Origin of the sequence: Rhodococcus sp. C-2, from assembly GCF_027854095.1 — a bacterium.
In the GTDB taxonomy this organism is placed as follows: Bacteria; Actinomycetota; Actinomycetes; order Mycobacteriales; family Mycobacteriaceae; genus Rhodococcus_F; species Rhodococcus_F qingshengii.
The window spans coordinates 258,630-282,032 of sequence record NZ_JAQGFI010000004.1; the positions used below are offsets into that span (position 1 = coordinate 258,630).

The following is a 23,403-nucleotide window of genomic DNA, read 5'->3' on the forward strand; positions in this document are numbered from 1 at the left end:
CGCGACCTCAAGCCTTTCCGAGTAGATCGCGGTGTGCGCGTGCGACATCCGAGGCCACGACGTCCTCGTCGACGGTGGTGACTCGTCCGTCGGCAACTACGATTCGTCCGTTGACGAGCAGTAACTTCAGCGGGGGAGTCGAGCCGAGTACGAGCGCCGCCACCGGATCGGTGATGCCGGCATGCGCGACGGTGTCGAGTTTCCACACCGCCAGGTCGGCAAGTTTTCCGACCTCGATCGATCCGATTTCGCCCTCGCGGCCCAGAACTCGTGCGCCGCCGATCGTTCCCAATTCCAAGGCTTTTCGCACCGTCATCGTCTGCGGTCCGCCCTTCGCGCGAGCAAACAGAAGTGCATGACGAGACTCCTCGATCAGGCTGCAAGCTTCATTGCTCGCCGCGCCGTCCACGCCGAGCCCCACGGTGACCCCGCCGTTCACCAAATCGGCGGCACGGGCGATACCGGCTCCCAGGCGCGCGTTGGAGGTCGGGCAGTGCGCCGCCGCAGTTCCGGTTCGCGCCATCGTCTCGATACCGGCGTCGTCGAGATGGACTGCGTGGGCGTACCAGACGTCCGGGCCCACCCAGCCGACTCGTTCCATGTATTCGACCGGCGTGCAACCGAAATGCTCGCGGCAGAATCTCTCCTCGTCCAGTGTCTCGGCCAGATGCGTGTGCATACGCACGCCGTTTTCGCGGGCCAGCGTCGCGGACTCGCGGAGCAATGCCTCCGTCACCGAGAAGGGTGAGCAGGGAGCTACCGCGATCTGCAGCATCGATCCGGGATTCGGGTCGTGCCAACGGTCGATTACCGACTGCGTGCCGGTCAGGATGTCATCGAGTTTTTCCACGACGTGATCCGGTGGCAGGCCGCCGGAACTCTGGCCGAGATCCATCGACCCACGACACGGGTGGAATCGAAGGCCGACCTGCGCAGCCGCGGTGATCTCGGCCTCGAAAACGTCGCCGGCGTCGCGGGGAACGACGTAGTGGTGGTCGGTGGTGGTCGTACATCCGGTTTTCGCCAACCACGTGAGGCCGCCGGTGGCCGCCACGTGGACGGCGTCGGCGTCGATACCTGCCCAGACGGGGTACAGGGTGGTCAGCCACTCGAAAAGCGTCGAGTCCGCGGCCAGGCCTCGGGTGATCCATTGGTAGAGATGATGATGTGTGTTGACCAGACCCGGCGTGATCAGGCAACCACTCCCGTCGATCACCTGCGCACCCGGGTATTCGGGTGGCGTTCCGGCGCCGACGTCGACGATCTTGTTGCCCGAGATCACCACATAGCCGTCGGAGTACTCGGAGCGGTCGCCGTCCATCGTGACCACATGAGCGCCCGCCACGACGAGTGTTGCCCCGAGAGCTGATTCGGTCACGACAACCAACCGGCGTAGGTGGTCCACGACGGCCCCGCGTCTGGTGCGTCGGATCGGCTGACCGCAGCTTGGATCAGGCCGTACGGACGATCCGCAGCGTGGAACACCTCGTTGTCGTTCTCCACTCCGAAGCGGCCGAGTGCATATTCGAAATGATGCTTGTTGGGTGCGGACAGTCGAACCTCCGCGATGATCGGGAATTCCTCGAGGATTGCCTTGCCGATGTGGAAGAGCGTCTGCTGCAGGGCAAGTGAATGTACCTGTGCGAACTGCTTGACGATCTGTGCCTTGATGCCCGCGTAGACCGATTCCCAGTCGATGTCGGTGGTGACGAATCGCCACTGGGCGACCAACGTCGTCGCCATGACGCGGTCGTCGGTCGGCTCGAGAACGGTGTACGGATCTTCGAGAAAACCCGAGAACTCACTACCAGTCGATTTGAGGATCACCAGGTCCTTCAGGCCGCCGATCACCCATGTCCCGGTATCGGAGATGGTGATCGACGCCGTCCGAACTTCCTGACCCTTCCGAATCCAGGTGTAGTCGTGCTCGCTGCCGTCGACAATCGCACGCTCCCAGGCGTATTCCTCGATCTCGATCCGCGCGCCACTGACCGGTTCGATGTCGTCGACGAAATGACGGGCGAGTTCGAGTCCGTACGTCTCGATCGAGATCAGACCCTTTTCCTTGGCGTAGGAGTAGGCCGTTTGTTTCTGCGTGTCGGTCGGCAGAACCTTCGATTGATCACCGGTGAGGTATGCGTCGGCGAAATCCCCACGCAGGCAGGTGGAGACGTTGATGTCGTGAATTTCGTGACGGGGGGTGTCTCGATAGATTCGGACTACTCGATTTTCCGCTTTGCCGTACTGGTGACCCGATAGTTCGATCGATCCGCTCAACCGTTCGGTGTTCGTACTGCCGGTTGTGATGTTGCCGGTCGTGATGTTTTCGGTAGTCACGTGTTCAGCTCCCGCGATAGGTGGAATAAGCAAAGGGCGACAGCAACAGTGGGACGTGATAGCCCCGTGCCGTGTCGTCCACCCGGAAGGTCACTGTCACTTCCGGGTAGAAGTTTTCTTGTCCGTTGGTCTCGAAATACGTTCCGGTGTCGAAAGTCAGGGTGTAGTGACCGGCGGTCAGGCCACCGGGAGCAAGTTCGGGGATGCGGCCGTCGGAGTCGGTCTCCGCAGTGGTGACGGAGGCGCCGTCTCGATCACGAAGTTCGACGCGAATCCCCGCCGCGGGGTTGCCCGTCGTCGCGTCGAGAACGTGCGTGCTGAGGGTCTTGCTCATGCTGTGCCTCCGGCGAGTGCATCGATCAGACGGGCGAGTCTGATCCGATTGATGGCGGCCAATTCGGTTCGAAGCACGGAACGCTCGGTCGCCGGGTCGTTTCGGAGACGACCTCGAAGGATGTCGAGGAGCTCCGTTCCAGATTTCCCCGACGCGCAGACCAGGTAAACATGGCCGAATGTCTCTTCGTACTCGGCGTTCTTCCGTCGAAGTTCCGCGAGTACGTCTTCTGTCGCCGACGAGACTCCCGACTGTTCACGGGTAGAGGCCGCGCTCTCGCTTCGCTCACCGATTCGTGGGTGGCCGGAGAGAGCGTCGTCGATCTCGGACTCGGGAAGCTCGGCCAGCACCGCATCTGCTTTGTCGAACAGAGCTTCCAGATCGGCGAACGGGCGAGACGAGGCGATTTCCTGTGCCCACACGGCGGAATGGCAACACTCGAGCAGCGCCGCGACTGCCTGGTGGTCACCGAGCGCATCGAAGGCTCCGAGACCACTGGAATTCGTTGTAGGCATGTCCACAGGATTACTTGAGCATGTTACGGATCTGTAGCGCAGCAATTACGGGAGATGATGTGTCTCGATCTTATTTCTCCGGCTGCTCTTCCCCGATCACGGTTTCTCGGCGACCGATACATTCTCAGGTATGACCGATACTCCGAAGCTGTCTTCCGTCGTACCGTCCCTGGCGAACCTCCGAGACATCGGTGGCTCCGAATCGAGCTTCGGTGGCACCGTCCGCACCGGGAGCGTGTTTCGTTCCACCGATCTGGCATCGCTCAGTGCGGACGGCGCACAGACCCTCGCCGATCTGGGCATCGTCACGATCTACGATCTGCGCACCGAATCCGAACGCGAGACGGCACCGGATCTGACGCCGGACGGTATCCGAGAAATCGGCCTGGACGTATTGGCGGACAAGCAGTATCGCGCCATTCCGGCTCAGATGCAGCAGATGATCGCCGACCCGGCGTTTGCTGCCGAAGCATTGGGCAGCGGCCAGGCGCTCGAGTACTTTCAGGGAAGTTACCGCGATTTCGTGACCTTGCCGAGTGCGGTCGCGTCGTACCGGCAACTGTTCGTCGACTTGGCCCAGCCGCCCAGCTCGCCGGCACTCATTCACTGCACCACGGGCAAGGATCGGACGGGTTGGGCCGCCGCCGCGTTACTTCTGTTCCTGGGCGCTTCCGAGGACGCGGTCTTCGCGGACTACCTCGAAACCAACAAGATTTTGTTGCCGATGTTCGCGCCGCTCCTCGAGCGATTCGAGGCCAAGGGGATCGACCCGACCCTGCTCGAGGGTGTCCTCGGTGTCAGGCGCGAGTACCTGGAGGCGTCGATGGCAGAGCTCGCGCAGGTACACGGATCCATCGAGGCGTACTTCACCGACGGCTTGAAGATCGACGCGTCGACCCAGGACCAATTGCGGAGCAACCTGCTCAGCTGATCAGGACCTGCTCGGCTCGTCTCGGCGGGAAGTTCGTCGCCTCGTCACGAGGCTGACGATACCGATCCCGATGGCGATGCCGAGCAGGTCGGCGCTGCCGTCCCAGATCGAACCGGAACGCGAAATGGGCAGCGCTGCTTGAAGAACCTCGGACGTCGCGGCAAAGATCAACAACCACACAGCCGTGAGCCACACCGGGATCCGCGCGTGCAACGAGGTGATCGCCAATACCGCGAACATCAGCGTGTGAGTGATCTTGTCGGTGTTCTCCGGGCTCGAGGGCACGGTGGAACCCGGGGAGAAGAGCATGATCAGGGCAATGACCACGGCGATCGCCAACGGCCAGTATCGGTTGTTCTTCAATTCGTCTGCCCCTCGACGACGACGAGTCCGAGTGCACCTTCGGCGAATCTGGTGACGGCGTCGGCGGCCGTCGTGAGCGCCTCGGTGTGCCCGTCGCGGGCCCAGCCGGTGAGCAGGGCGGTGGAGTCGAGAGGCGTCAGAACGACCTCGGCGAGAAGCTCACCGGTGTTGGGTTGGCACACTGCCCAGGAGTAGACGCTGTTTTCGTGCCACTGAGCGCTTCGCTGACTCACGTAATCGGGGTCGGTGATACCACCATCGGCAAGGGCGGGGCGGTCGTCCACACGCTCGTCTGCGCGTAGTGCGCGTAGATACCAGCCGCCTGCGTTGATCTCGATCGGCTCCATCAGTCGGAGTCCCGCTCGCGGCGGCGCTTGGCTTTGCGTTCCCGGTCGGTACCGAACAGCAGTGCACCGGCCAGGGGAATCGCGAGGAACCACAACCAGGTGCCGGTGACGAAGAACAGGATCACCGCGAGAATCGGGACGACGGCCATGACGCGACCGGACCAGTCGGGGTTGAAGCCTCGCTCCGCCGGTGCGTCGGGAGGCGTCACCATCGACAGGGGAGCGGTGCCGGGGGCTTGGTAGTTGCCCGGAAGATCGGCGAACACCGGAACGAGTTCACTGCGAGTTGTTGCGGCACTGACGATTCCGCTTCTCTCGTCGAACTCGGTGACGGTGAGGCGGCCTGCGGCGAAGTGCTCGCTCAGGAGATCGAGTGCCTGCTCGCGTTCTGCAGTGCCGATGCGAATGTCGGGGACGTCAGCCATCGTTACAGCCTACTCAAACGACTGTGCGCCTTTCCGGTAGTGGGGACTACCGGAAAGGCGCACGGGGCCGGAGGCCCTACTTCAGTTCTGCGAGAACCGTTCCCTGCGTGATTGCTGCACCCGGCTCGACGGACAGTCCGGTGACGACACCGGCCTTGTGCGCGTTGACGGGGTTTTCCATCTTCATGGCTTCGAGAACGGCGATCAGATCGCCTTCTGCGACTTCCTGGCCTTCGGTCACTGCAACCTTGACGACGGTGCCCTGCATCGGAGCCGTGACAGCGTCACCCGATGCTGCACCTCCGCCGGCGCCGCCGCGCTTGCGCGCCTTCGGCTTCTTGCGGATCGCACCGGAGGCAGCGCCGCCGCCGTTGCCGAGCGAGAACTGGCCCGGGAGGGAAACCTCGACGCGACGTCCACCGACCTCGACGACGACGTTCTGACGCGGCAGAGCCTCGTCCTCGTCGTCTACGGGAGCACCGGCGCCTGCGTACGGCTCGATGGGGTTGACCCAGTCGGTTTCGATCCACTTGGTGTAGATGTCGAACTTCTCGCCGTCACCGATGAACGCCGGGTTCTCGACGATGTGGCGGTGGAACGGGAGAACGGTCGCGAGGCCGTCGATCTCGAACTCGGCCAGAGCGCGCGATGCCCGCTGGAGGGCTTCTTCGCGGGTGGCGCCGGTGACGATGAGCTTGGCGAGCATGGAGTCGAATTGTCCGCCGATGACGTCGCCGGCAACGACACCGGAATCGACGCGAACGCCGGGGCCCGTGGGCTCACGGTAGACGGAGACCGGGCCGGGGGCAGGCATGAAGCCGCGGCCGGCGTCTTCGCCGTTGATGCGGAACTCGAAGGAGTGTCCACGCGGGGTGGGATCTTCCTTGATGGAGAGTTCTTCGCCGTTGGCGATGAGGAACTGCTGACGCACGAGGTCGATGCCCGCGGTCTCTTCCGTGACGGGGTGCTCGACCTGCAGGCGGGTGTTGACCTCGAGGAAGGAGATGGTGTCGCCCTGAACCAGGTACTCGACCGTTCCGGCGCCGTAGTAGCCGGCTTCCTTGCAGATGGCCTTGGCGGATGCGTGGATGCGTGCGCGCTGGTCGTCCGTCAGGAAGGGAGCGGGAGCCTCTTCGACGAGTTTCTGGAAGCGACGCTGCAGCGAGCAGTCGCGGGTACCGGCGACGACGACGTTGCCGTGCTGGTCGGCGATGACCTGAGCCTCGACGTGGCGGGCCTTGTCCAGGTACTGCTCGACGAAGCACTCGCCGCGACCGAAGGCTGCGATGGCCTCACGGGTGGCCGACTCGAACAGCTCGGGGATTTCCTCGATGGTCTGGGCGACCTTCATGCCGCGTCCACCGCCACCGAAGGCAGCCTTGATCGCAACCGGGACGCCGTATTCCTTGGCGAATGCGACGACCTCGTCGGCGCCCTTGACGGGATCCTTGGTGCCTGCTGCCATCGGCGCCTTCGCGCGTTCTGCGATATGGCGTGCCGTGACCTTGTCGCCGAGGTCGCGGATGGACTGCGGTGACGGACCGATCCAGATGAGGTTCGCGTCGATGACGGCCTGGGCGAAGTCGGCGTTCTCGGAGAGGAAACCGTAGCCGGGGTGGATGGCGTCGGCGCCGGACTTCTTGGCTGCGTCGAGGATCTTGTCGAACACGAGGTAGGACTCGGCGGACGTCTGTCCACCGAGGGCAAATGCCTCGTCTGCGAGCTTCACGAACTGCGCGTCTGCATCGGGCTCGGCGTAAACGGCAACGCTGCCGTAGCCGGCATCCTTGGCCGCCCGGATGACCCGTACCGCGATTTCACCGCGGTTCGCGACAAGCACCTTCGTAATGTGCGCGCTGGCATGACTGGGCACTGAGCCTCCTGTGGTTCGCATAGTCTGTCTCCGCGGTGTATTCCTCTGGGATTTCACCATCGGGGGATTGGCATCACTTCGGAGTGTATGCATCGCTTCGGCGCTGGTTGTAACCGGATCGCTAAAGCCCACTCCGGCTTAGGAAACGGTTTCGAAAACTACCGATGAGTAGCTGTCGGAGGTGGCGGCGTCCGGTTCGGTGACGATTTCTTCGATGGTCCGGCGCAGTGCGGCCACGTAGGCGTGAACCGCGGCGTTCGCCGTCTCGTTGCCTGGGTACCTGACCGCGAGGTTGAGTCCCTGGGGTGTGCGGTTGATCCAGATGTAGACGTCGTGCGTATATGCCTTGCTTCGAAGTGCTCTGGCGTTCCATTCGGGCCATTGTGCGGCTTCGGGCACGAAGCGAACGTCCATGTAGGACACGACGAATCGCGGTCGGATCGGGGTTTCGAGGTGCTCACCGATCCGATCGAACGGGACAGCTGCGGCAGGCTTGACCGAAGCGATGGATTCGGCGGCGCGTGTCGCGAGGTCGCCGAACGAACAGTCCGATCCAACGGCGAACTCGACCGGGCACAGTCCGACGAACCAGCCGAGCGCGCCCGCCCACTCCTGAGCGCTGCGGGTGTGAACCGGCGTCACGACCTCGAATCGATCGGATCCCGCGACTTCGCGACCTACAGCGGCAAGTCCGCCGAGAAGTCCGGCGAAGTACCCCACGCCGGTGGCTGCACACGTCGAACTGAAGGCCTTGGACTGGTCGGCGTCGAGCAGCCAGGTCGACAGGCCGTTCTGAGAATCGGTTCCACGGTCTCCGATCGGTAGCGGGAACTGGGGTAGACCGTCCGTGCCGAGAGCCTTTCGCCAGATCTCGACCGCAGCCTTCTCGGCTTCCATGTCGGCCATCTGCTCGCGTTCGACGGCACCGAAATCGACGTAGCTGCCCACCGGAAACAGATTTGCAGCACTACCGGTCGAGGCCTCGCGGTAGAGAGCTGCGATCTCGTGAGCGACCAGCACGATCGAGAACCCGTCGATGATCGAGTGGTCCGCCGCGAAGAACACGGTGAACGGACCGTCGCCACCGCGGGGCGTCAACGTCGCGAAGACGTACGACGGCCAACTGTGCGGGGACGCGTAATCGTCGAACAGGCGGTGAAGGTGGTCGAAGTTGTCCTGGCTGGACGCGTCGTAGCCGTGGCTGACGACCCCGATGTCGATTCCGCCGAGCGGGACCGTGTGCCGGGTGATCTCGCCGCTCGAGGGTTCGAGGACGGTATGCGAGCGCAGAACTTCGTGACGGTCGATCCACCGGCCGAGAGCGACTCGGAACGCATCGACGTCGAGCGGGCCGGAAATCTCGAAAGCTGTTCCCAGCCAAGACTTGTCGCCTGCGCCTGCAGCGGAACGGTTGAGATGTGCCTCGTGAATGTAGGAGACGGGCCGCGGATCCGGAACCCAGGGCCCGGTTGCGCACGGCAACCATTCGACGAGTGCGCCGGCCGGAATCGCATAGTCGGCCAGTTCGGTGAACTCCATGTTTTCAGCCCCGCAAGTGCCGCTTGATGCGCGCGAGCATGGCCGACATTCCGCGCAGACGGAGCGGGCTCACGGCTTCTGCGAGACCGAGCGCCGAATAGAAGTCGTCGGGTACACCGAGGATCTCGTCGGCGCTGTGGCCGTCGAGCCCCTGCGCGAGGATCGATGCGAAACCACGCGTCGTGGGAGCCTCGGGGGGAGCGCTGAAGTACAGACGGACGTTGTCGCGATCCGAATCGTCGACCGAGAGGAAGAGCGGCGACTGACATTCGGGGACCGGCTCCATCGCGCTCTGCTCGAGCTCCGCCGGCAACGGCGGCAGCTCTCGGCTGAACTCGAGAAGAAGGGTGAGCTTGTCCGAGGCGCCGACGGCCGCGAAGTCGTCGACGATCTCGGCCAGAGCCGAAGGAAGAGCGCTCATGACGCCGATACGGAGGACGGAACGGCGCCGGGCTCTTCGCCCTGGACGATCGGGACGCGCACGGCATTGCCCCACTCGGTCCATGAACCGTCGTAGTTACGAACGTTCGGGTAGCCGAGAAGATGAGTCAACACGAACCAGGTGTGACTGGAACGCTCACCGATGCGGCAGTACGCGACGATGTTGTCGTCGGCCGACAGGTCGCCGTAGATCTCGCCGAGTTCGGTACGGGTGCGGAAGCGGCTGTCCGGTGCCGCTGCCTTCGCCCACGGGATGCTGAGCGCGCTGGGAATGTGTCCACCACGCAACGCACCCTCTTCGGGGTAGTCGGGCATGTGGGTGCGCTCGCCGGTGTACTCCTGCGGAGATCGCACGTCGATGAGCGGCCCGTCGCCCAAGTGCGCGAGAACGTCGTCCTTGAATGCGCGGATGGGAGCGTCGTTGCGCTCGACGACCGGGTAATCCGTTGACGTGATGTCGGGAACGTCGAAAGCGGTGTCGCGGTTCTCGGCGATCCACGCATCGCGGCCACCGTCGAGAAGACGGACGTCCTCGTGGCCGAAAAGAGTGAAGACCCACAGTGCGTAGGCCGCCCACCAGTTGCTCTTGTCGCCGTAGATGACCACGGTGTCGTCGCGGCCGATGCCCTTGCGGTTCATCAACTCTGCGAACTTCGCACCGTCGATGTAGTCGCGGGTGACCGGATCGTTGAGGTCGAGATGCCAGTCGATCTTCACGGCTCCGGGGATGTGGCCGACGTCGTACAACAACACGTCTTCGTCGGATTCGACAACCTTGAGGCCCGGCGCACCGAGATTCGCCGAGAGCCATTCCGTCGAGACCAACCGGTCGGGATGCGCGAACTCGGCAAACGCGGTTGAGGGATCGGGGGCAACGGGCACGGGCGTACTCCTGAAGACGAATCGTTCGGTTCGAACACGGACTTGATCGATTCTATGCGCTGTGCGCAAGGTGAGACGCCCGGAAGCAGGTTCTGCCTGCTCGTGCCCGTTGCCGACCCTAAATCCTCGGTGTTCCTGCTCCGACGCTCGAATCTCTCAATTGTTCGGTGACACTTCCGATCGGCGTCACGCCCCGGGCGCAGACTTCTCTCAGAATCCGGTCGAGTTCGGTGAGGAAATTCACCATGGTGTCGTTTGCCGTCTCGGTATCGGGAAAGCGTGAACGCAGCGAGAGACCACGGTTCGTTCGCGAAATCCAGAACTGGGCATCGTCGGCGACCGTCACATTGCTGATGTGATGGGCGTTGAGGAGATCATGATCGTCTGTGCCGGGTAGTTTGCGGTAATCGATGTACGACACCATGAAGACGTCGGTGCGCGTGCGTCGAATCTTGTCGCCCAAAGCATCTCGAACCTGGGCCATGGTGACGCCCTCGAGCGTCAACGCAACTCGGAACGACGCGTGCGTATGTGCAAGGGATGCACCGAAATCCGCATCGGGAGTGATCTGGACCGTGATCGGCGCGCTGGTGGTGAGCCAGCCGATCGCGTCGGCCCACCGCGGATCTTTGCGAATGTGAAGCGGAAATTGCAGCGGAAGCGTCGACTGCCCGGTGTACGAGTGGACGGAAAGTCCCATCGCAGTGAGGATTCCGGTGAACACGCTACCGCCGGCGGATAGGCAGATCTCGTCGAACGTCGCCGTCAACTCCTCGTCGAGCAGCACGCGCACATCGGCGCCCTGCGGCGCGGGCTTTCCGCCCTCGACGCCGAGATCCAAGGGGAAACTCGGTGATGTGCCACCGCAGATCTCGTAGAACCTTGCCCACTCGCGGATTCGAGGGTCGTTGTCGACTGGAAGCAGAGCGTCTGCCTCCAGTTCGCAGTACCGCACGAAACTTCCCGGGTCACCCAGTCGGCTCATCACTGCGTCGACGGCCTCGTGGTCGGTCAGATCGGGTAGGGCGATCAGTCCCTCGTAGATCTGTCGCAGTTCCCCGAGAGCGATGACCAACGAGTAGCCGTCGACGAGTGTGTGATCGAACGCGCTCAGGACCGTGTAGTGCTCTTCGCGTTCGACCGTGGCAAACGTGTATGCAGGGAAGGTCAGTGGATCGCATACCGTCGTGAATCGCTTCTTGAGATGCGCTCGGAGGTCTTCGGTCGAATCGAATTTCAGAGGTTCCGAAGTCTCGATGTGTGTGCCGTCGGGATCGAGTCCCATTCGGGTGGTGGTGAACTCGCCCACCTCGAATCCTGTGTGCAGAGTGTCATGGCGACTGATGAACAGGCGCAGCGCGAGATCGAGTGCAGGCCGATTCAGTTCTCCGGGAAGGTCGAATGCGGCTGCCATCCACACACTCCGGCCCATGCCGTGTGTTCGCGCAGTCTCGAGGTGAAAATGCTGGTTGTACGACGGTGGTACTTCCGACTCGGTGACGGCGCCGTCCGCGGGCTGGAGCGACCATTCGGTGACGATTCCGGGCTCGAGTCCGTATCGATCGATCGAGGTGACATGCATCAGGCCGCTCCCTCTGGTGCCGCGAACGAGTAGTCGCCTTGAGCTGCAACAGTTTTGATGATCTTGGAGACGTGCTCGGCGAAGCGGGTGGCCGATTCGTGGGCAATGGGGGTGTCGGGGTGAGACACGGCGATCCAGGTTCCGGTGTGCATCCGGTTGATCCACATCGACGCGATCTGAGTCTCTTTGCCGCCGACGATTCCCGTTGCCTTCGTCTCGGCATAACTGTACGGATCCGGCATGCGGCGGCCGTCGATGTACGAGACGATCGGCGGCGGGGTGAGCGTCTTCGACAGTCCGCCGGGTGCGGAATCCGACTCGGCCAAGCTCGACAGAACCAGATCGATGACCTGCTGCACAGAGACATCGAGGAGTGCCTTGCCGTCGTGGTACCCCTGCTGCCCGAGCTTTGCCAACTCGGTGAAGCGTCGCTTGTCGTCGACGTCGATGCCGACCGGGATCAGGTTGATGTACCAGCCCTGCGCAAACGAGTCGGCCTCGGTTCGTGTGCTGACCGGCGAGAGGGCGATGTACTTGTCGCGTCCGGCGAGTTCGAATTCCGCAATCGCGAGCGCGGTGAACATTCCGCCGATGAAGTTGGCGCCGTTGGCTTTACAAACCGCACCGAACTTCTCGCACTCGATGTCGTCAGCCAGGTCGAAGCGTGAACCGATAGCCGGTTTGGGCGCGTCTTCGGCCCCGAGAGGGAGCGGAAATCCGGGGAACGAGCCGCCGCTACGCATGAGGTAACCGAGCCACTGGTGCACTTCGGGTGACTGCATCGTCAGCTCGGTCGTCCGTGCGCGCTCGACGCGACCGAACTGCGCGTAACTTCCCGCGGGGCCCAGTTCGGGATGTGACCCGGTCGTTTCCGCTGCGTAGAGCTGACGCAATTCCGCGTACATCAACACCATCGAGTTCATGTCCGAATGGGCGTGGTCGACTGCATGGAACAGGGTGAAGCTCGGATCGGCTTCGAGGTCGGCATGGTGGTGCTCGACGGCACCGAACACGAAGGCCGGCCACTGCAGCGCGCTGGTTTCGGTGGCGAACTTGGTCGCGACGAGCGCGCGGATCGCCTCGGATTCGGAGACGTCGTCGCCCACGCGGTACTCGAGTTCGATGCTTTCGACCGGCACCACGTGTCGACGGACCTCGAACGAGGTGTCCGCAGCGTCGGTGGTTGCTTCGTCGAACGAGAACCAGCTGTGCAGCGTGTCGTGGCGACGGATGTAGCGCTGAAGTGCTCGCGTCATGGCGTCGCGGTCCAGTGTTCCTGCGAAATCGAAGGCGATACCGATCCACGGAGACTGCGGATCGCCCTTCTCTGCGGTGACGCGGGCGCGTCGCAGGTGGCGATCCTGCATCGTGGTCGGGGGTAGTTCTCGGTCGATCTCGGCTTCGGCGGCTCGTTGAGCGGAAGCATGCGTGACGCCCCATTCGATTACCCGCCCAGGAAGCGGGTGCCAATGGGTGATCAAGTTCAGATCCATCGAGTAGAACTCCTGCGTGTGTCGTCGAGAAGCCTGCTCTGAAAATGGGCAGACGACGAACTATCCCATCTGGGGGACTGAATTGTCCGAAATACTACAATCTAAACAAGAACAGGTTCTAGAAGCGTTGTATTCGATTAGGATCATTCGGTGCTTCCGGACCCTTTAGGTGACGCTGTCGGCGCCGACCACAAGGGCGGGCGGCGAGCTGGTTCTCTGACGCCCTGGCTCGGGTTGGCGACGAGTCTGGCGGCGGCATTCATGCAATTGCTCGACGCGACAATCGTCAACGTCGCGCTTCCGAGTATCGCCGTCGATCTTCAAGCAGGCGTATCGGCGCAGTTGCTCATGGTCAGCGTGTACATCCTGGCTTTCGCGTGTTCGTTGATCACTGCAGCGCGGCTGGGGGACCTGTTCGGCCGTAGGGTTGTTTTTCTGACCGCCCTGTCCGTATTCGTCGTTGCCTCGTTGCTGTGCGGGCTCGCGCAGAGCGCGACGATGTTGATCGTCTTCCGGGGTCTGCAAGGATTGGCGGCCGGTTCGATGTCAGCCCAGACGTTTGCCATCATCTCGGGTCTGTTTCCGAAGGCCAGGCATCCGCGAGTCTTCGGGATCTACGGTGCGACCATCGGGCTCGCAACAGTCAGTGGGCCTCTGATCGGTGGGCTGCTGATCGAGTGGAATCTGTTCGACTGGGGCTGGCGCCTGATCTTCTTCGTCAACATCCCGATCGGCATCGCCGCCTTGATTCTCGGATATTTCCATCTCGTCGATGCTCGCGCTGAGCATGTGCGCTCACTGGACCTCATCGGCGCCGCACTGTCATCACTGGCGCTGTTCCTGCTGATCCTTCCCCTGGCCGAGGGAAGGGCGCGCGGATGGCCCACAGGTCTTGTCGTAATGCTCGCGATGTCGGCGCCGGTGGCAGTGGCGTTTGTGCTCTACGAATCGCGTTTGGCGAAACGAGGCGGCGATCCGGTCCTTCGTCTCGAGCTTTTCCGCGACCGAGCCTTCACAATCGGCGCGGTTCTTGCGTTCGTTTTCTTCGGAACCCTGACTTCCTTGATCTTCACCATCAGTCTCACCCTTCAGTTCGGCTTCGGGTTCTCCGCATTGCGAGCGGGCGTCATGACGCTGCCGTGGGCCGTCGGAATGGGCGTGGCGGCGGTTCTCTCATCGGCGGTGTACCGGATGCTCGGAAACCGTGTTCTGATCCTGGGGATGGTCGTCTTTGCCGGCTCGCTGATCGCGCTGTCGATCATCCTCGAACGCGAAGGAACCGATCCACGCTGGCTCGCGCTCGCCGGTCCGCTGCTTCTCGGTGGCGCAGGTCTCGGACTGTTCGTGGCACCACTGCAAACCGCGATCCTTGCGACGGTCGAACCCGCGCACGCGGGTTCGGTGTCGGGACTGCTTCCTACCGTTCAGCAGGTTGGCAGCTCCATCGGACTGGCCTTGATCGGAGTGGTGTTCTTCTCGCTCGTCGCGGGGCAAGCTCCGCAAGCAGTGCAGGGGGAGCGGCCCGAGTACGTTGCGAACCTTGAAGCTGCCGGCGTTGGTCCCGGCCTGATCGACATCGCCGAAAAGGCCTTTGTCGATTGCGCAACAAGCCAATTGGCATCCGGAACACCGATGGAGGTGGCGCCGGAATGTCGCCGGGACGGCTCCGCCGGTGCCGGGGGTCAATCCGTTCAGGTGGCAGTTGATGCCGCGTACGCATCGACTCGCGCGGCGGCCGGCGAAGCATTTCTCCAAGCGCAGCGCCGTGTGCTCGCGATCATCGCAGCAATTGCGCTCGGTATCGGATTGGCGTCGACTGCTCTGCCGCGGGTCAATTCGCCGGTCTGAAAATTGCCCTTGACTCGAACGGGTGTTCGAGTACCCTGTGTGCAGGGGATCGGGGGATTCAATGAGTGTCTTGTTGTCGGATGTGGTGTCTGGTTCTGCGGTGGGGTTGCGCGGACGGTTGTGGCGGTTGTCTGCTTCTGAGTTGCGTGCTGCTGCTGTCGAGGCGAGTGCGGAGATTCTGCGCCTGGAAGCTGTGCGGGTGGCGGTGGTGGACGAGTTGTCGTTGCGCCCGGATGATCAGGTGATTGCCAGCCGCGGAGTGGGTGCGTGGTTGGCGGCCAACACGATGCTGCAGGTTCGGGACGGGAAAAAGATCGCCGCTCTCGGTGCAGCTTTGCGGCCGTTTCCGGCGGTGGCGGCTCGGTTCGATGGCGGGGATTGCTCGTTCGAGCACGCGGTGTTGATCGTGGCGTTCTGTGAATCACCGCCGAAGGGGATGCCGGAGGAGGCGCTCCCTCGCTGTATCGATTTGTTGTTGGCTGCTGCGTCGGGTGTGGAGGCGACGACGACGAAGGTGCGGAACGTGATCGCGACGTTGGAGCGGTTGTTCGAATCGGATGAGATTCCGCCCGCTGAAGATGTCGATCTCAATGAGTTGCGGATCGCGTCGACGCTCAATGGTCGGGTGGTGGTGCGTGGGGATTTCGATGCCCTCACCGGGGAAATGTTGCTGTCGGCGTTGTCGAATCTGACGATGCCGACCCCGGCACCGGACGGGACTCCCGATGCTCGGTCGGCGGCGAAGCGGACTGCGGATGGGTTCACCGAACTGATCCGGCGTTATCTCGATTGCGCCAAGACCGGTACCGATGGTGGTCAGCGTCCGCATGTGAACGTGCACATCAATGCTCGTGATTTGGCTGAGCATCGGGATTGTGCCGCACAGTCTTCGGATTCGGGTGATGACGGCTCACTGGAGCTGTCCGATCTTGATGTCGGGCACATGCCCTGGCTGGGACCGCTGTCGGTGTCGCAGACCAGGCTTCTCGGGTGTGATTGTTTCCTCTCCACCGTCCTGCTCGACGATCACGGCGCGCCGCTCGATGCGAAACCAGGGAAGAGGTTGGTCACCGCCGAACAGCGAGTGGCGTTGATTGCCCGAGACAGAGGCTGTGCGTTCCCGGGTTGCACATGTGTACCGGCGTGGACCGATGCGCACCATATCCGGCACTGGGCGAACGGCGGCCCGACGGTGATGAACAACCTGGTCCTGCTGTGCCGTTCGCACCACCGGTTGATGCACCGGAAATCAGGGTTCGTCGGGAAATGGGATATCCGTATCGGTGTCGACAACAAACCGTGGTTCATTCCGCCGCCCTCGATCGACCCGCAGCAGCAACCGAGGCCGGCGAACGCCACCTTCAAAACCTGAAGGGTCAAACCTTTTCGGTGACAACAAAAACGACCAGCTTCGCATCGGCATGGACCCGATGCGGGGCTGGTCAGTGGTGCTTGGAGAAAACGTGCTTGGAGAAAACGCGTCAGAAGATGCTCTGCGTGCGCCAGAGATCCGAGACGGAAACCCCGACACGCTCGAGAAGTGTTCGTACCAAAGGTAATCCGATACCGATGACACTCGAGGGATCACCCTCGATCCTCTCCACGAACCAGCCGCCGAGACTGTCGAGCGTGAATGCTCCGGCGACTTGGAGCGGCTCGCCCGTTGCCAGGTATGCCTCGAGATCCTCGGTGGACGGTTGCGCGAAATGAACCACTGTTGCGCTGTGATCCGAGGCCATGCGGACGATGCGGCCGTCGGCGACGCGTAGGACACAGTGCCCGGTCAAGAGAGTGGCGCTGCGTCCGGCCATTGCGGCCCATCGCTTACGGGCGATATCGACGCTGCCCGGCTTGCCTTGAAGTTGCCCGTCGATCAGGAGCATCGAATCGCACCCGACAACGACTACGTCGGTGAGATTGTCGGCGGCAAGACCGGGAACGATCTCGGCGGCCTTGGCCTCCGCCAGTACCGTCACGACTTTTTCGGGGGCGGCGTCGGGTCCGAGGTTGTCGGCGATCTTGTCCTCGTCGACGCCGGAGACACGCACAAGCGGCGAAACCCCGGCCGCCCGCAGAACTGCGAGGCGAGCCGGGGACGCTGAAGCTAGAACCAGTTGAGTCACGTCAGCAGAGTGATCGTCAGCTGCGACGGATCGCGGGGTTCAGGTACGCGTACGGCGAGAACGGCGCACGCGTGCGGTGGAACTGAGTCGGATCGCCCCAGGTCTCCGCGGGAACGTTCGACTCGGGAGCTTGACCGCTGCCGGCAGCCGCAGCAAGCACGCTGACCAGTGCCGCGATCTCGACGTCCGTGGGCGAACCCTTGACGATCTTGATGACCGACGCGTCGGAGGTCGACGTCTCGGTCAGCTCCGTGAGCGAAGCATCCGTCGCGGTTCCCTCGACGACCGCACCGTTGGTCGGTGCGGTCTCCGCCAGTGCGACATCTTCGCTGAGAATGTCCTCGGTGGTTGCGGTCATAGGGGAATGTTCCCATGCTTCTTGGGCGGAAGGGAAACGGCCTTGCGCTCTAGCAGTCGCAATGCGGAAACGATTTGTCCGCGGGTGTGCGACGGAGGAATGACAGCGTCGACGTATCCGCGCTCAGCGGCGACGTACGGGTTGACGAGTGTGTCCTCGTACTCGTTCTGCAGCTTGAGGCGCAGTGCATCGACGTCTTCGCCGTTCTTCGCGGCTTCGAGAAGCTGCTTGCGGTAGACGAATCCGACTGCTCCGGATGCACCCATGACGGCGATCTGAGCGGTCGGCCATGCCAGGTTCACATCGGCGCCCATGTGCTTGGAGCCCATGACGTCGTACGCTCCGCCGTAAGCCTTGCGGGTGATGACCGTGATCTTGCCGACCGTTGCCTCGCCGTACGCGTAGAGGAGCTTCGCGCCGCGACGGATGATGCCGTTGTATTCCTGCTCGGTTCCGGGGAGGAAACCGGGAACGTCGACGAGGGTGATGATCGGGACGTTGAACGCGTCGCAGGTACGCACGAAGCGAGCGGCCTTCTCCGAGGCGTCGATGTCGAGGCAGCCCGCGAACTGGGTGGGCTGGTTGGCGACGATGCCGACCGAGCGTCCGTCGACGCGACCGAAACCGACGATGATGTTCATCGCGCGCTCGGCCTGGACCTCGAGGAACTCGTCGTCGTCGAGGATGCGACGAATGACCTCGTGCATGTCGTACGGCTGGTTGGCCGAGTCCGGGATGAGGGTGTCGAGTTCGATGTCCTCGGCGGTCAGGCTGTCTTCGATCGAACCGACGATGGGGTCGGTGATCTCGCCGCGGGGAGCTGCTGCCTGGTTGTTGGACGGCAGGTAGCTGAGCAGGTCCTTGACGTAGTCGAGTGCGTCCTGCTCGCCGGAAGCGACGTAGTGGGCGACGCCGGACTTGACCATGTGGGTGCGAGCGCCGCCGAGGTCTTCCATCGTGACGTCTTCACCGGTGACCGTCTTGATGACGTCGGGGCCGGTGACGAACATCTGGGAGGTCTCGTCGACCATCACGACGAAGTCGGTCAGTGCGGGGGAGTACACGTGGCCGCCGGCGGCGGGTCCCATGATCAGTGAGATCTGGGGGATGACACCCGAGGCCTGGACGTTGCGGTGGAAGATCTCGCCGTAGAGGCCGAGCGAGACGACGCCTTCCTGAATGCGCGCGCCTGCACCTTCGTTGATGCCGACGAGGGGCCGTCCGGTGCGGATCGCGAGGTCCATGACCTTGACGATCTTCTCACCGTAGATTTCGCCGAGCGATCCGCCGAAAACGGTGGCGTCCTGTGAGAAGACACAGACGTCGCGGCCGTCGATGGTGCCGTAACCGGTGACGACGCCGTCGCCGACCGGGCGGTTGTCAGCGAGACCGAAGTTCACGCTTCGGTGCCGTGCCAGTGCGTCGAGTTCGACGAAGGAGCCCTCGTCGAGGAGGGCGGTGATGCGCTCGCGGGCGGTCAGCTTGCCTTTGGCGTGCACCTTGTCGATGGCGGCTTCGCCGCTCGGTGCCTGCGCCTGGGCTTGGCGATTCCGCAGGTCCGCGAGCTTTCCCGCGGTCGTGTGGATATCGGGTGCGGCCGCCGCCTCCGGCGCGTTCGGCTCTTGGACAGTGGTCATGGACGTGAGCTTAACGAGAGTGCGTGGGGGGCTTCGAAGGCAGGTCCGATTGTCGCTGTCTTGCAGGCTCAAGCTACTGACCAGTACATTCTCGCTGTCGTCATAGGCTGGGGCTATGTGGACCGACTTGAACCGACCGCCCCTCGACGGCAATGCCCTACGACGCGCACTGGTGCGCAGTGACAACGACGACGCGCGCGTTTTCTGGAACCGCCTCGACGTTGTCGAGGAGACCGGTTCGACGAACGCGGATCTCCTTGCGCGAGCGGCAGATCCGGATGCCGACCGTCACGTTCTGATCGCCGAATATCAGGCGAGTGCCCGTGGCCGTCATTCGCGCACGTGGGTGAGTCCGCCGCAAGCGCAGATCTCGATGTCGGTTCTGCTGTCGATGCCCGGAATGAATCTCGCGGACATGGGTTGGCTCCCGCTACTGTCGGGAATCGCGGTCGTCGACGCGCTGCGCAACGTGGCCGAAGTACCCGCAGAACTCAAGTGGCCGAACGACGTTCTCATCGGTGACAAGAAGGTCGCCGGCATTCTGGCCGAGGTGGCGAGGACGGCGCCCGATCCCGCGGTGGTGGTGGGGATCGGGCTGAACGTGAGCCTCGGCGTCGAGGAGCTGCCCGTCCCGACCGCTACGTCACTGCTGATCGAAGAAGCATCGACTGTCGACCGCGACACTCTCGTTCGCGCAATCGCCCGTGAATTGGCGACGCAATTCCGTGCTTGGGAATCGTCGAAATGGGATACATCTGTGTTGGCTGCCGAATACCGGCAGCGCTGCGGGACGCTGGGCAAACGAGTCCGCGCGGTTTTGCCGGGCGACAAGGAGGTGTTCGGTATCGCGACCGACGTCGACACTTCCGGACGCGTCGTCATCGAAATCGAGGGAACAGATGGGGAGACCTTTGCGGTCGCAGCAGGTGATATCACGCACCTTCGCGCCGCCCCGGTCACCGAATCGTGAACGTTGCCGGATTTTCTGGCACCAAAGTGCTAATTTTTGGCCCGGACCGGTTTTCGAACCAACCGTCCGTCCTTCATTTCACTCAACTGCGGGATTTACCGAGCTGCCTAGGGGCGTCATGACCACACCGATCGTTGTTCCGACCGAAGCCGAGACGGCCGAGAGCGCTCGCCGCGTACTCACCGGCGTGACGGTGCTGCTCGGTGTCCTCACATTGGGCCTGGGTATCGCGGTACTCGCGTGGCCGGATGCCACCCTGTTCGTGGTCGCGGTTGTCATTGCGATCCAGCTGTTCGGATTCGGAATCGTTCAGATCATCCGTTCGTTCGCGGACGTGACGGCTTCGGGTGGAACTCGCACGCTCGTCGCGATCTCCGGCGCGTTGGCAGTGCTCCTCGGATTCTTGGTTCTCCGTAGCCCTTTGCAGACGGTGGTTCTGATCGCGTTGGTGATCGGTGCCTGGTGGGTATTCCGTGGCGTTCTCGATCTGGTCGACGCGGCGTCCGGGCACACCGTCGATCGCGGTCTGTCGATCGTGCTCGGAGTCATCAGCATCGTCGCGGGTGCAATCGTCCTTCTGCAGCCCGAACTCTCGCTCGACGTCTTCCGCATCGTGGTCGGCGTGTGGATGGTGCTGTACGGCATCATCATCGTCGTGACCCCGTTGGTGCTGCGAAAGATCGCGCAGCCCTGAGCGTTGCCCTGAAGACGGGTGTCCCTGAAAGTCGGTGTGCCTGAAAGTCGGTGCGGGGTGGCAGACTTCCCGTCATGGGATATCCCGAAGACGCCCTCGCTCAGGACGAGGAACTGATACTGCATCGCCATCCTCATTGGAAGATGTTGGTGCTTCCGGCGCTGACGTTCGTACTTGCGACGGCCGTCGCCGGGTTCTTGTTGGGCCTCGCACAGACGAGATTGGACGGCACGGCTCGCACCGTGTCGTCCATTGCCGTCGGAATCATCTGGCTCGGTGTCGTGGCCTGGCGATCGGTTGCGCCCTTCACGGTTTGGAAGTTCACGCATTTCATCGTCACCGATCGGCGAGTGCTCATCCGCCACGGAGTGCTCACGCACACGGGTATCGACATTCCCATGGGGCGGATCAGCAATGTTCAGTTCCGTCACGGCCTGATCGATCGAATGCTCAAGACCGGAACTCTGGTCATCGCATCTGCCAGTGACGATCCGCTCGAGTTCGACGACATTCCTGACGTCGAGCACGTTCACGCCCTGCTGTATCACCAGGTTTTCGATTCCATGCAGCAGCCACCATCGCAGGCACCGCAGTGGCCGTCAGGTGAAAACGACGACCCGAATGATCGAAATGGCTGGTAATCAACGTGCAAAGGCGTGTTGTCCGTAGTCTGTTCGTGTGACTGCCGTATTGCTAGCCGAAGACGACGAGGCCATTGCTGCACCCCTTTCCCGCGCCTTGGGGCGTGAAGGGTATTCGGTGACGGTCGAACCGACCGGACCCGCTGCGTTGCAGCAGGCGCTCGAAGGTGATTTCGACCTGTTGATTCTCGATCTCGGCCTTCCGGGCATGGACGGCCTCGAGGTCTGCCGACAGATTCGTGCGCATCGCACCTCGCTCGCCGTGCTGATGTTGACCGCCAGGACCGACGAAGTCGACTTCGTGGTCGGGTTGGACGCGGGCGCCGACGACTACGTCAGCAAGCCGTTTCGTCTCGCCGAGTTGATGGCACGTGTGCGAGCACTCCTGCGTCGCCACGGTGGCCGCGAGGACACGATTGTCGAGGTCGGTGGCATCAGGCTCGAGCCCGCGGCACGACGCGTACTCGTCAACGGCTCCGAAATCGCCTTGGCCAACAAGGAATACGAGCTTCTGCGGGTCCTCCTCGAGCACGCCGGGGAAGTGGTCTCGCGCGATACGATCCTTCGTGAGGTGTGGGGCGACGTCGAGCTTCGTGGATCGAAGACGCTCGACATGCACATGTCGTGGCTGCGCCGCAAGATCGGCGACGAGGGCCCCGCCGTGGAACGCAGGATTGCCACCGTCCGCGGTGTCGGTTTCCGAATCAACACCGACTAACTTCTCGAGAATCAGGAACTGCCGGCATGCGGCGTCGCATATTGCAGTCGATTCTCGCTGTCGTGATCATGACGGCGTTGCTGCTGGGGGTTCCGCTGATCTACACGGCGTGGCTCTGGGTGGAGGACGTGACGCGAAGTGATCTCCGGGTGCGCCTCGACCGGATGGCCGCTGAGGTCATCGCGCAAGAGGGGACGAACGGACTCGTCGAAGGTGCGTTGAACACAGATTCGCTCAAGGTTCTCACCCCGAACGACGGGCGCCTCGTCGTCGTGTATCCGACCGTCGTCGACGGCGCTGCACGCGTCGACGTCGGTGAGGCGACGGTCAAGAACGCACTCGTCGAATCGCTCGCGATGGGAACGTCCGGCTCGTTGCGCCTCGAGGTGCCGTCGGAGAACCTGCGCACCCAGCAGAAACAGGCGGTGATGGCTGTCGGCGTGCTCGTGCTTCTGTCCATCACGGCAGGCACCGTGGTTGCTGTGGTCACTGCGCGTCGGCTTGCCGATCCGCTGCAGGATGTGGCCGACCGGGCGGCGCGCCTCGCCGAAGGCGACTTCCGGCCGGATCCTCGTCGGCACGACATCCCCGAACTCGACCGCGTGTCCGACGTCCTCGATGCGGCAACCGTGGAGATTTCGGTGCGGCTGCAACGAGAGCGCGCGCTGGTTGCGGACGTCTCGCATCAACTGCGCAGTCGACTGACTGCAGTGCGGCTGCGCCTGGACGAGTTGTCCGTTCACGAAGATCCTGACGTCGTGAACGAGGCCGAGGAAGCCATGGCGCAAGTGGACAGGCTCACCGACGGAATCGACGACCTGATTCGCTCGTCGCGCACCAGTGGGTCATCGGCGAGTCTGGTGTCGGTAGTCGGCGAGCTGGAACAGGTGACTCGCGACTGGCAGGCTCAGTTCGACGGAGAGGGACGCAGGCTGCGCCTACGCGGCGATCGCACGGTGATGGCTGCGACCACAGGTTCGCGTCTGCGTGAAGCTGTTTCCGTTCTGGTCGACAATTCGTTCGAACACGGTGAAGGCACGTGCACGGTGTCGGTGCGATTGATCGACGGTACGGGTCGCAGTTCGTCTCGCCGTGACTCGATGGTGTGCGTCGAGGTCACCGACGAAGGCTCCGGTGTGGAGAACGATCTGGCGCCGCACATCTTCGACAGAGGATTTTCGGGGGCGGGGTCCACCGGCGTCGGGTTGGCGCTCGCACGTGCACTGATCGAAGCCGACGGGGGCCGCCTGGAACTGCAGAGGCGTAAGCCTGCCTTGTTCGCCGTCTTCCTGCCGGTGGCCAACACGGCGCCGACCGCGGACGTCGTTCCGCACCGCGAACCGCGCTGACCG

General features: G+C 63.0%; 24 protein-coding genes. 8 read left to right on the forward strand and 16 right to left on the reverse strand.

Going from position 1 to position 23,403, the window contains the following annotated elements; translation table 11 throughout:
- Positions 1-7: 7 nt before the first annotated feature.
- The 4 genes from PCS43_RS10330 to uraD all read right to left on the reverse strand — a co-directional run bounded on the left by PCS43_RS10330 (position 8) and on the right by uraD (position 3,186).
- Positions 8-1,321 (reverse strand): 8-oxoguanine deaminase, encoded by a 1,314-nt coding sequence (locus tag PCS43_RS10330; protein ID WP_230359898.1) that lies wholly within the window; start codon positions 1,319-1,321, stop codon positions 8-10.
- A 53-nt stretch (positions 1,322-1,374) separates the two neighbouring features.
- Positions 1,375-2,277, reverse strand: a complete 903-nt coding sequence (pucL, locus tag PCS43_RS10335; protein WP_209911555.1) for a factor-independent urate hydroxylase — start codon at positions 2,275-2,277, stop codon at positions 1,375-1,377.
- A 64-nt stretch (positions 2,278-2,341) separates the two neighbouring features.
- Positions 2,342-2,671: a hydroxyisourate hydrolase gene (uraH, locus tag PCS43_RS10340; protein WP_007727227.1), complete on the reverse strand. Its 330-nt coding sequence runs from the start codon at positions 2,669-2,671 to the stop codon at positions 2,342-2,344.
- Positions 2,668-3,186: a 2-oxo-4-hydroxy-4-carboxy-5-ureidoimidazoline decarboxylase gene (gene uraD / locus PCS43_RS10345; RefSeq protein WP_030535033.1), complete on the reverse strand. Its 519-nt coding sequence runs from the start codon at positions 3,184-3,186 to the stop codon at positions 2,668-2,670. The genes uraH and uraD overlap by 4 nt, the downstream gene beginning before the upstream one ends.
- A 130-nt stretch (positions 3,187-3,316) precedes the next feature.
- On the opposite strand from uraD, the gene PCS43_RS10350 reads away from it, so the two are divergent.
- The gene (locus PCS43_RS10350; RefSeq protein WP_042449593.1) at positions 3,317-4,117 is read left to right on the forward strand and encodes a tyrosine-protein phosphatase; all 801 of its coding nucleotides are present in this window, start codon (positions 3,317-3,319) and stop codon (positions 4,115-4,117) included.
- Here the strand turns inward: PCS43_RS10350 and PCS43_RS10355 are convergent, their stop codons facing one another.
- The 9 genes from PCS43_RS10355 to PCS43_RS10395 all read right to left on the reverse strand — a co-directional run bounded on the left by PCS43_RS10355 (position 4,118) and on the right by PCS43_RS10395 (position 13,062).
- Complete coding sequence (locus PCS43_RS10355) at positions 4,118-4,480, reverse strand: VanZ family protein (RefSeq protein ID WP_042922147.1); 363 nt, start codon at positions 4,478-4,480, stop codon at positions 4,118-4,120. It lies immediately after the preceding gene.
- On the reverse strand, positions 4,477-4,827 hold the full coding sequence (locus PCS43_RS10360; protein WP_003940792.1) for a hypothetical protein: 351 nt from the start codon (positions 4,825-4,827) through the stop codon (positions 4,477-4,479). The genes PCS43_RS10355 and PCS43_RS10360 overlap by 4 nt, the downstream gene beginning before the upstream one ends.
- On the reverse strand, positions 4,827-5,252 hold the full coding sequence (locus tag PCS43_RS10365; protein WP_003940708.1) for a DUF1707 SHOCT-like domain-containing protein: 426 nt from the start codon (positions 5,250-5,252) through the stop codon (positions 4,827-4,829). Before PCS43_RS10365 ends, PCS43_RS10360 begins: the two co-directional genes overlap by 1 nt.
- 76 nt (positions 5,253-5,328) lie before the next feature.
- On the reverse strand, positions 5,329-7,125 hold the full coding sequence (locus tag PCS43_RS10370) for an acetyl/propionyl/methylcrotonyl-CoA carboxylase subunit alpha (RefSeq protein ID WP_030535031.1): 1,797 nt from the start codon (positions 7,123-7,125) through the stop codon (positions 5,329-5,331).
- Between the two features lie 138 nt (positions 7,126-7,263).
- Positions 7,264-8,664, reverse strand: a complete 1,401-nt coding sequence (locus PCS43_RS10375; RefSeq protein WP_003940858.1) for a condensation domain-containing protein — start codon at positions 8,662-8,664, stop codon at positions 7,264-7,266.
- A gap of 4 nt (positions 8,665-8,668) precedes the next feature.
- The gene (locus tag PCS43_RS10380; RefSeq protein WP_003940804.1) at positions 8,669-9,085 is read right to left on the reverse strand and encodes a SufE family protein; all 417 of its coding nucleotides are present in this window, start codon (positions 9,083-9,085) and stop codon (positions 8,669-8,671) included.
- Positions 9,082-9,987, reverse strand: coding sequence for a sulfurtransferase (locus PCS43_RS10385; protein ID WP_003940962.1), 906 nt, complete (start codon positions 9,985-9,987; stop codon positions 9,082-9,084). The genes PCS43_RS10380 and PCS43_RS10385 overlap by 4 nt, the downstream gene beginning before the upstream one ends.
- 118 nt (positions 9,988-10,105) lie before the next feature.
- Positions 10,106-11,569, reverse strand: coding sequence for a condensation domain-containing protein (locus PCS43_RS10390; RefSeq protein ID WP_075832831.1), 1,464 nt, complete (start codon positions 11,567-11,569; stop codon positions 10,106-10,108).
- Positions 11,569-13,062, reverse strand: a complete 1,494-nt coding sequence (locus tag PCS43_RS10395) for a condensation domain-containing protein (protein ID WP_030535027.1) — start codon at positions 13,060-13,062, stop codon at positions 11,569-11,571. Before PCS43_RS10395 ends, PCS43_RS10390 begins: the two co-directional genes overlap by 1 nt.
- Positions 13,063-13,212: 150 nt before the next feature.
- Between PCS43_RS10395 and PCS43_RS10400 the strand changes: the two genes are divergently transcribed.
- Both PCS43_RS10400 and PCS43_RS10405 read left to right on the forward strand, forming a co-directional pair.
- Complete coding sequence (locus PCS43_RS10400) at positions 13,213-14,910, forward strand: MFS transporter (protein ID WP_003940674.1); 1,698 nt, start codon at positions 13,213-13,215, stop codon at positions 14,908-14,910.
- A gap of 61 nt (positions 14,911-14,971) precedes the next feature.
- Complete coding sequence (locus PCS43_RS10405; protein ID WP_209908142.1) at positions 14,972-16,282, forward strand: HNH endonuclease signature motif containing protein; 1,311 nt, start codon at positions 14,972-14,974, stop codon at positions 16,280-16,282.
- Between the two features lie 109 nt (positions 16,283-16,391).
- Here PCS43_RS10405 and PCS43_RS10410 read toward each other — a convergent pair whose 3' ends face one another.
- Genes PCS43_RS10410 through PCS43_RS10420 form a run of 3 tightly spaced genes read right to left on the reverse strand, consistent with a single transcriptional unit; the run spans position 16,392 to position 19,028 of the window.
- Positions 16,392-17,033, reverse strand: coding sequence for a Maf family protein (locus PCS43_RS10410; protein WP_007731146.1), 642 nt, complete (start codon positions 17,031-17,033; stop codon positions 16,392-16,394).
- Between the two features lie 16 nt (positions 17,034-17,049).
- Positions 17,050-17,391, reverse strand: a complete 342-nt coding sequence (locus tag PCS43_RS10415; protein WP_007731147.1) for an acyl-CoA carboxylase subunit epsilon — start codon at positions 17,389-17,391, stop codon at positions 17,050-17,052.
- Positions 17,388-19,028, reverse strand: a complete 1,641-nt coding sequence (locus PCS43_RS10420; protein WP_003940853.1) for an acyl-CoA carboxylase subunit beta — start codon at positions 19,026-19,028, stop codon at positions 17,388-17,390. The genes PCS43_RS10415 and PCS43_RS10420 overlap by 4 nt, the downstream gene beginning before the upstream one ends.
- A 115-nt stretch (positions 19,029-19,143) precedes the next feature.
- On the opposite strand from PCS43_RS10420, the gene PCS43_RS10425 reads away from it, so the two are divergent.
- The 5 genes from PCS43_RS10425 (at position 19,144) to PCS43_RS10445 (ending at position 23,400) form a co-directional block, all read left to right on the forward strand.
- On the forward strand, positions 19,144-19,998 hold the full coding sequence (locus PCS43_RS10425; RefSeq protein WP_003940755.1) for a biotin--[acetyl-CoA-carboxylase] ligase: 855 nt from the start codon (positions 19,144-19,146) through the stop codon (positions 19,996-19,998).
- 118 nt (positions 19,999-20,116) lie between these two features.
- Complete coding sequence (locus tag PCS43_RS10430; RefSeq protein WP_003941007.1) at positions 20,117-20,692, forward strand: HdeD family acid-resistance protein; 576 nt, start codon at positions 20,117-20,119, stop codon at positions 20,690-20,692.
- Between the two features lie 74 nt (positions 20,693-20,766).
- On the forward strand, positions 20,767-21,333 hold the full coding sequence (locus PCS43_RS10435) for a PH domain-containing protein (RefSeq protein WP_003941034.1): 567 nt from the start codon (positions 20,767-20,769) through the stop codon (positions 21,331-21,333).
- A 37-nt stretch (positions 21,334-21,370) separates the two neighbouring features.
- Entirely contained in the window at positions 21,371-22,051 is a 681-nt protein-coding gene (locus PCS43_RS10440; protein WP_003940916.1) for a response regulator transcription factor, read from the forward strand.
- A 26-nt stretch (positions 22,052-22,077) separates the two neighbouring features.
- Entirely contained in the window at positions 22,078-23,400 is a 1,323-nt protein-coding gene (locus tag PCS43_RS10445) for a sensor histidine kinase (RefSeq protein ID WP_007731154.1), read from the forward strand.
- Positions 23,401-23,403 lie beyond the last annotated feature (3 nt).

Coding starts and splice junctions, on each gene's coding strand:
- PCS43_RS10330 (WP_230359898.1), bottom strand. CDS start 1,321: ATGGACGGCGACCGCTCCGAGTACTCCGACGGCTATGTGGTGATCTCG.
- uraH (WP_007727227.1), bottom strand. CDS start 2,671: ATGAGCAAGACCCTCAGCACGCACGTTCTCGACGCGACGACGGGCAAC.
- uraD (WP_030535033.1), bottom strand. CDS start 3,186: ATGCCTACAACGAATTCCAGTGGTCTCGGAGCCTTCGATGCGCTCGGT.
- PCS43_RS10350 (WP_042449593.1), top strand. CDS start 3,317: ATGACCGATACTCCGAAGCTGTCTTCCGTCGTACCGTCCCTGGCGAAC.
- PCS43_RS10360 (WP_003940792.1), bottom strand. CDS start 4,827: ATGGAGCCGATCGAGATCAACGCAGGCGGCTGGTATCTACGCGCACTA.
- PCS43_RS10365 (WP_003940708.1), bottom strand. CDS start 5,252: ATGGCTGACGTCCCCGACATTCGCATCGGCACTGCAGAACGCGAGCAG.
- PCS43_RS10375 (WP_003940858.1), bottom strand. CDS start 8,664: ATGGAGTTCACCGAACTGGCCGACTATGCGATTCCGGCCGGCGCACTC.
- PCS43_RS10380 (WP_003940804.1), bottom strand. CDS start 9,085: ATGAGCGCTCTTCCTTCGGCTCTGGCCGAGATCGTCGACGACTTCGCG.
- PCS43_RS10390 (WP_075832831.1), bottom strand. CDS start 11,569: ATGCATGTCACCTCGATCGATCGATACGGACTCGAGCCCGGAATCGTC.
- PCS43_RS10395 (WP_030535027.1), bottom strand. CDS start 13,062: ATGGATCTGAACTTGATCACCCATTGGCACCCGCTTCCTGGGCGGGTA.
- PCS43_RS10405 (WP_209908142.1), top strand. CDS start 14,972: ATGAGTGTCTTGTTGTCGGATGTGGTGTCTGGTTCTGCGGTGGGGTTG.
- PCS43_RS10415 (WP_007731147.1), bottom strand. CDS start 17,391: ATGACCGCAACCACCGAGGACATTCTCAGCGAAGATGTCGCACTGGCG.
- PCS43_RS10420 (WP_003940853.1), bottom strand. CDS start 19,028: ATGACCACTGTCCAAGAGCCGAACGCGCCGGAGGCGGCGGCCGCACCC.
- PCS43_RS10425 (WP_003940755.1), top strand. CDS start 19,144: ATGTGGACCGACTTGAACCGACCGCCCCTCGACGGCAATGCCCTACGA.
- PCS43_RS10430 (WP_003941007.1), top strand. CDS start 20,117: ATGACCACACCGATCGTTGTTCCGACCGAAGCCGAGACGGCCGAGAGC.
- PCS43_RS10435 (WP_003941034.1), top strand. CDS start 20,767: ATGGGATATCCCGAAGACGCCCTCGCTCAGGACGAGGAACTGATACTG.
- PCS43_RS10445 (WP_007731154.1), top strand. CDS start 22,078: ATGCGGCGTCGCATATTGCAGTCGATTCTCGCTGTCGTGATCATGACG.